At 70.1% G+C, this 7,497-nt stretch carries 4 protein-coding genes; all 4 read right to left on the bottom strand.

All coding sequences use genetic code 11. The features are described from left to right. Positions 1–1,450: acetate--CoA ligase family protein (locus B2R83_RS16840; RefSeq protein WP_292043705.1), on the bottom strand; the 1,450-nt coding region annotated here is incomplete at its 3' end. A 96-nt stretch (positions 1,451–1,546) separates the two neighbouring features. Continuing rightward, positions 1,547–1,945: a hypothetical protein gene (locus B2R83_RS16835; protein ID WP_292043703.1), complete on the bottom strand. Its 399-nt coding sequence runs from the start codon at positions 1,943–1,945 to the stop codon at positions 1,547–1,549. A 75-nt stretch (positions 1,946–2,020) separates the two neighbouring features. Next, positions 2,021–4,678 carry an ATP-binding protein gene (locus tag B2R83_RS16830; protein WP_292043697.1) on the bottom strand — a complete coding sequence of 886 codons (2,658 nt, stop codon included), beginning with the start codon at positions 4,676–4,678 and terminating at the stop codon, positions 2,021–2,023. Positions 4,679–4,853: 175 nt separating this feature from the next. Next, complete coding sequence (locus tag B2R83_RS16825; protein WP_292043692.1) at positions 4,854–7,445, bottom strand: heavy metal translocating P-type ATPase; 2,592 nt, start codon at positions 7,443–7,445, stop codon at positions 4,854–4,856. Positions 7,446–7,497 lie beyond the last annotated feature (52 nt).

Genomic DNA, 7,497 nt, shown 5'->3' with positions numbered 1-7,497 from the left:
CCGCCTCGCGCACCAGCGCGCGCGCCGCGGCGCGGTCGGGGGCCACCGAGCCGACCATCGAGGGTGGCACCTCCATCAGGAGGTTCTGGTTGCGCCGGTAGTGCACCAGTTGCAGGAAGCCGGCCACCGCGTCTTCCGGCGTGCGGTAGGCCGGCAGGCGCGCGCCGGAGGCGATGGCGCGGGCCTCGGATACCGCGCTGCCGCCCAGCCAGCACGAGAGCAGGGTCTTGGACGCGCTGCGCACCAGCGGCGCGATGGCGTCCGCCACGTCGCGGCTCGCCACCGTCGCGGTGGGCGACTGGATCAGCAGCAGCGCGTCGACCTGCGGGTCGGCAAGCAGGATCTCGAGGGTCTCGCGGTACAGCTCGGGCGCCGCCCGGCCCTGCAGGTTGACCACGTTCCCGCGCCGCCAACCCGGCGCCAGCAGCGCGTCCAGGCGCGCCTGCGAGTCGCTCGAAAACTGCGCCCCGACCCCGCCGCCGTAGGCCAGCGCATCGCGCGCCAGCACGCCCGGTCCGGCGCCGTTGCTGACGATGGCGAGGCGCTCGCCGTGCAGCGGGCGCGCGTAGGCCAGGGGCTCGGCGGCCGAGAACAACTGGTCGGTGGTGGTCACGCGCAGCATGCCGGCGCGCCGGATCGCGGCGTCGAACACGTCGTCGCGGCGCGCCAGGGCGCCGCTTTCGCTGGCCGCGGAAGGCAGGGGATCCTCCTCGCGCCCGGCGCGCAGGACCAGCACCGGCTTGCTGCGCGCCGCCGCGCGCGCGGCCGACATGAACTTGCGCGCATAGCGGAGGTCCTGCAGGTAGAGCAGGATGGCGCTGGTGGCGCCGTCGCTGGCGAGGTAATCGAGCACGTCGCCGAGGTCGACGTCGGCCGCGTCGCCCAGCGCAATGAAGTGGGAAAAGCCGATGCCGCGGGTGCGCGCCCAGTCCAGCACGCCGACCATCAGGGCGCCCGACTGCGACACGAAGGCGATCCGCCCGGGCAGCGCGCCGCTGGTGGCGACGCTGGCGTTGAGCCCCAGGCCGGGCGCCAGCAGGCCGGCGCTGTTCGGCCCGAGCAGGCGCAGCAGGTAGGGATGGGCGGCGTCCAGCATGGCCTGGCGCAGGCCGCGGCCGCGCGCGCTACGTCCATCGCTCATGCCGCTGCTCAGGACCACCGCCGCACGGGTGCCGCGCTCGCCCAGCTGGCGCACGATCGCGGGAATCGTCGCGGGCGGGGTGCAGATCACGGCCAGGGCCGGCGCCGCGGGCAGCTCGGCCACGCTGGCATAACAGCGCCGCCCGGCCAGCTCGCCGTACTTGGGGTTGACCGGCCAGACCTCGCCCTTGAATCCGCCCGCCAGCAGGTTGTGCAGCAGCGTTGCGCCCAGGCTGCCCGGCCGCTCGGAAGCGCCGACCAGCGCCACCGACTTCGGTGCGAACAGGTGCTCGAGGTTGCGAACGCTCATGCGGTGACCTTTCCTCGGGTGACGCGGGCGCCCCTGCGCCCCGCCCGGGAAGCATAGCGCCCCTTCACGAGGCGGCGCGCACGGCCTGTCGCGTTCCTAAGGTCGCAGCACGCCGCGGCGCTCGCGGCGCGTGGCCGGCAGCGCGCACAGGGCCGGCGAGCGGATGCGCAGCGCCCCCATGATGCTGTCGGCCATGATACGGGTGGGGGTGGCAAGCCGAGGGGCGTCGATGCCGGCTTCGAGCATCTGGGCGCGGAACAGGTGCGCCTCGTCCAGCTCGCTCACCGCGATGCTGGCCAGGATGGCTGGCGACGGCTGCGGCGCCACCGCGTAGAAGCGCAGGCGGAATTCACGATCGAGCAGGATGGTGCCGGCCAGGAAGCGGTCGAGCCCGACGTCGAACAGGACGTGGGCGATCACCTCGGCCGCGCGGGCGGCGATGTCTTCCTGGTTTTTCCTGCGGCGCGGGCCGAACAGGCGGAACAGCATCTGCATCGCAGCCTCCAAGTCAACGCCCTCGAAATACTAACAGTGCAACTTATTCCGTGCAATATCCCGCCGAGCCGGCGCCTACAACTTCCCCAGCAGGTCGATCAGCTGCTGCGGCGCCACCGGCTTGGTGAGGTGCTCGTCGAAGCCGGCCGCCAGCGAGGCCGCGCGATCCTCCTGCCGCCCGCGCCCGGTTACCGCCACCAGGAAGGGGCGCGGCACCCGCCGCGCCAGGATCGCCGCCACCTCCAGCCCGTCCATCTCGGGCATGCCCTGGTCCAGCACAGCGATGTCGGCCGGGTGTTCGTTGAACAGGCGCAGGGCCGCCGCGCCGTCGTGCGCCACGTCCACCGTCGCGCCTTCCGAGCGCAGCAGCCAGGCCAGGGACTCGGCGGCATCGACGTTGTCGTCGGCCACCAGCACGTGCTTGCCCAGGCGCGGACCCGCGGCGCCGCGCTGCTCGGCCACGTCGGGCGTGGCCGCCGGCCGGATCGCCGGCAGCGTCACCGTGAAGGCCGAGCCGTGTCCCGGCCCTTCGCTATGCGCCGCCAGCCGGCCGCCGTGCAGCTCGACCAGGCCCTTGGCCAGCGACAGGCCGATCCCCAGGCCGCCCTGCGCCAGGTGGCTGGCGCTGGAGACCTGGACGAAGGCGTCGAACACGCGCGCCAGCATGTCCGGCTCGATGCCGATGCCGTTGTCGCTCACCTCGACCCGCGCCTCGCCGCCGCTTTCCTGCAGCAGGATCGCGATGCGTCCGCCCGGCGGCGTGTACTTGGCGGCATTGTTGATCAGGTTGGCCAGCACCTGGGTCAGGCGCAGCGCGTCGGCATCGACCCAGACCGGCTCCTGGCACAGGTCGAGCGCCACGGTGTGGCGCCCGGCCTCGATCAGCGGCATGCTGGTCTGCAGGGTGTCACGCAGCAGCCGGCCCAGCTCCACCGGCGCGCGGTGCAGTTCGATCTTGCCGCGGCTGATGCGGGTGACGTCGAGCAGGTCGTCGAGCAGGCGCGCCATCTGGCCGGTCTGGCGTCCGACCATGGCGGCGATCCATTCGATGCGGTCCTGGGCCAGCGCCTTGCCGCGCAGCAGCGAGGCGGCGTTGGCGATCGGCGCCAGCGGGTTGCGCAGCTCGTGCGCCAGGGTGGCGATGTAGACGTCCTTGCGGCGGTCGGCTTCCTTCAGGCCTTCCATCGCTTCCTCGCGTTCGCTCACGTCCAGCACCAGCGAGAACACCCGGTCGATCCGTCCGTCCTCGTCGTGCAGCACCGAGTTGTACCATTCGCAGCAGAGCGTGCGGCCGTCGCGCGTGCGGTTGCGGTTGCTCGACTCGACGTAGCGCGTGGCCGAATCGAGCAGGCGCCCCATCGCGCCGGCCACCATGCCGGCGTCCTCCTCGTGGATCACCGGCAGCGCGTCGATGCGCCGCCCGACCGCTTCCTCGGCCGTCCAGCCGAACAGTTCCTCGGCGCGCCGGTTCCACAGGCGGATCACGAAGTCGCGGTCCCATTCGATCACCGCCAGCGGCGTGTTTTCGATGAGGTAGCGCGTCTGGTCGAGCGCGCGCGCCAGCGCGGCGCTCGCCTCGGTCCGTTCGGTGATGTCGTCGAGCACGATCACGGCGGCCGCCAGCTCGGCCGCGGCGTCGCGCAGGGGCGCCCCGCTGACCGAATACACGCGCCGCCCGTCGCGCGTCAGGCTCTCGAGCACGGCATCGCGGAAGGCTTCGCCGCGGACCGCGCGCCGCACCGGCTCGCCGATCAGGGACAGCATCGCGGCCGGGCCGGCCATGCCGCCCTTGCCGGTGTGCTCGAAACGGGCGGCCATCTGCTCGGCAAGGTCGTTGGCCATCACGCAGCGGCCCTCGCGGTCGACGATCAAGACGCCGTCGGGCAGCTGGCGCAGCACCGAGCCGAGCAGGCTCTGCCACTGCGCGCGCGAACGGGTCTCGATCATTTCTTCGAAGGTATCGCGCAGGCGCCCGTGCAGGGCGATGTTGTCGATGGCGACGGCGCCCAGCACGAACAGCGAGGCCGCCAGGCCGTACAGCCGCCCGGCGTAGAAGCCGAGGTCGAAGCGTCCGCCGTTGAGCAGGCAGGACAGCAAGACCTCGAAGGCCCAGGCCGACATCGCGATCGTCAGCCAGACGTCGAGCACGGCGCGCGGACGCTTCTGGGCCGTCTTCCACAGGGCGAACAGGGACAGCGCCAGGACGGCGGCGCTGATCCAGCGGTAGGCGGGACGGAAGCGGTGCCCGTCCATCAGCTCCGGCAGGTAGGGGGCGCCGGTGGTGCAGATCAGGACCAGCGCCGAGACGAACAGCGCCGTCAGGAGCGCGCCGACCCGCATGAAATGCGCCGGCAAGGGGCGCCGGTAGCTGCATGCATAGCCGAGCACGAACAGCGGGAACAGCGCATGCCAGATCATGAACAACCACGGCGTGGTCTGGTCATTCCCGCCCAGCACACCGTGCGGCGAGAACAGGCCGGGAAAGGTCAGGAGGTGGGCCAGCGCGATCAGCGCCGTGAACAGGTAGCCCAGCGTGAGGATGCCGAGCGACCAGGAACGGCTGGTATGCACGTGGCCCAGCAGGAGGATGCCGGTGAGCAGGTTGCTGCCGATGAGTACCGACTGGTACATCGGGATGAATTCCGGCGCCACCGGCAGCGGCGTGCGCGCAAACGGCGCCAGCAGCGAAAAGAAGACCGCCAGCACCGCCAGCACCACGAGGACGTTGCGCAACTGCGCAGCAGAGGGAGGGTGTTTCGCCAGATCTGCCGGTTCTGCTAGTACACCGTATCGCATGGATCATCCCAATGGAATGCGAAGTATATGTATCAGGCGCGTATCTGCCCTCATCAATTTACATAAAAATATATCCCATTTGCGACATTCAAGCACTTGTTTTTCTGATATCTCAGCTCCGTGCGCTCACCGGATAGCCGGCGGCGTCGATCGCCGCAACAATCCGGTCGAGATCGGCATCGCTGTCGATGCTCACGCGCTTGCTCGGCAGGTCGATGCTGACTGTCGCCGCCGCGTCGATGCCCTGCACGGCCTTGGTCACGCGGCCGACGCAGTGGCCACAGCTCATGTCTTCCACGGTCAGTTGGTACATTTCTCGTGCTCCTGGTTGAACGGGCGTTTCCGGCCCTTGGTGAATGAATTCTTCCCTGGCGGCGTGCGGCGTGGCGGCCGTTGAGGGCCGCCAGCCGCGCAGCAGCAGCGCGTTGGCCACCACGCTGACCGAACTGAGGGCCATCGCGGCGCCGGCCAGCACCGGATTGAGCAGGCCGAATGCGGCCAGCGGGATGCCGACCACGTTGTAGACGAAGGCCCAGCCGAGGTTCTGGCGGATCTTCGCATAGGTGCGCTGCGAGATCGCCACCGCATCGGCCACCAGGCCGGGGTCGCCGCGCATCAGCGTGATGCCGGCGGTCTGCATGGCGACATCGGTGCCGCTGGCCATCGCGATGCCGACGTCGGCCGCCGCCAGCGCCGGCGCATCGTTGATGCCGTCGCCGACCATCGCCACCGAGTGCCCGGCCTCCTGCAGCTCGCGGATCGCGTCGACCTTGGCGTCGGGAAGCACCTCGGCGACCACGTCGGTGATACCGACCTCGTCGGCGACCGCGTGTGCGGCGCCGGAGTTGTCGCCGGTCAGCAGGACGGTGCGCATGCCTGCGGCCTGCAGCGCGGCGATGGCGGGTACGGCACTGGACTTCACGGTGTCGGCGACGGCGATCAGTCCGCTCAGTCGGCCGTCGACGGCCACGTAGATCACGGTCTCGCCCTTGGCTTCTGCGTCTCGTCGACGACGAGCGGTCGCCGCCGGAATCACGCCACCCGCGTCGTCCACCGACTGCGACACCCAGCGAGGTGACCCGACGGTGACCCGATGCCCGTCGACCGTTCCGACAACGCCACGTCCGGGTTCGGCGCGGAAGTCGGTGACCTCGAGGCGGTCCGTCTCGTCGACCGCGGCGACGATCGCTGAACCGACGGCATGCTCGGACGCGGATTCGACGGCACCCGCCAGCGCGAGTAGGCGCTCATCGGAGAGTTGCGCCTCGTCGTCGCTGTACACCTGCGTCACCGACAGTGCGCCCTCGGTGACGGTTCCGGTCTTGTCGAAGACGACGGTGTCGATGTAGCGGGAGGTATCGAGCGCCTGATAGCCCTTGAGGAAGATGCCCAACTGGGCACCGCGGCCGGTCGCGACCATGACGGCGATCGGCGTGGCGAGACCCAGGGCGCACGGACATGCGATGACCAGCACTGCCAGTCCCGCGGCGACCGCACGCTCGACGGGACCACCTGCGAGCAGCCACGCACCGACCGTCACCACGGCGATCGCGACGACGACCGGCACGAAGACACCGGCGACACGGTCGGCGAGGCGCTGGGCGTTGGCCTTACCGGTTTGAGCCTCCTCGACCAGACGCATCATGCCTGCGAACGCTGTATCGGGTCCGACGGCTGCGGCCTCGACGATCAGGCGTCCGTTGAGTGCGGTGGTTCCGCCGATCACCGGTTCACCCGGCTCGACGTCGACCGGCTTCGATTCGCCCGTCATCGCGCTCATGTCGACGGCGGCAGATCCCTCGATGACCAGGCCGTCGGTGCCGATCGTCTCGCCCGGACGGACGACGAAACGCTGGCCCTCCGACAGTTCACCCGCGGGGATGCGCATCTCGGTGCCGTCGCGCAGCAGGACCGAGACGTCCTTGGCGCCGAGCGCGGCCAATGCCCGCAGTGCGCCGCCCGCACGGGAGCGTGCTCGCGCCTCGAAATAGCGGCCGGCAAGGACGAGCACGGTGACGCCGGTCGCGACCTCGAGATAGATCGAGTCGGCGCTCCAGATGGCAGCCCACACACCCTGCGAAGCCGCCGATTCGGTGTCTGTCGCGAAGAACATCGAGTAGAGCGACCACCCGGCCGCGGCGAGAACACCCAGCGTGACAAGCGTTTCCATGGTCGCGTTGCCGGTGCGGAGATTCTTCGCCGCGACGCGGTAGAAGGGCCACGCGCACCACGTCAGGATCGGTAGCGCCAGCGCCAGGAGCAGCCACTGCCATCCCGTGAATCTCGTCGACGGCACGACGGCGAACACGATCGACAGGTCTGCGAGAGGGATGAAGAGGATCAGCGCGACGGCGAGTCGACGGAACAGGCGTTTGGCCTCGTCGCCATCGGTGTCGGGAATGGGGGTGGGAGTGTCGCTGCGGACGCTTGCGCCGTAACCGCTCGCGTCGACGACCTCGCACAGCGTGTCGGCGTTCACGTCGTTGGCGGCGTCGATCGTCGCGACGCGCGTTGCGTAGTTCACCGACGCCTTGACGCCGTCGACCTTGTTGAGCTTGCGCTCGACCCTCGCTGCGCACGCGCCGCAGGTCATACCCGTCACGTCGAGCTGGATTCGTTGCAGTGCGTTCCCGGCGTCGGCGATTCCTGCGTGGGCCGACTCGGGTTCTCCGGTCGAGCTCGTGCGGGATTCCAGCGTGGTCACATCGTCCTCGATCTCTTCGTCCGTATACGCGCGCCGCGGCGTCGGGGATGAC

Source organism: Massilia sp. UBA6681, from assembly GCF_002454935.1.
GTDB classification, from domain to species: Bacteria; Pseudomonadota; Gammaproteobacteria; order Burkholderiales; family Burkholderiaceae_D; genus Telluria; species Telluria varians.
Note: the sequence above shows the minus strand (reverse complement) of the source record. Positions and strands in the feature narration are given on the sequence as shown.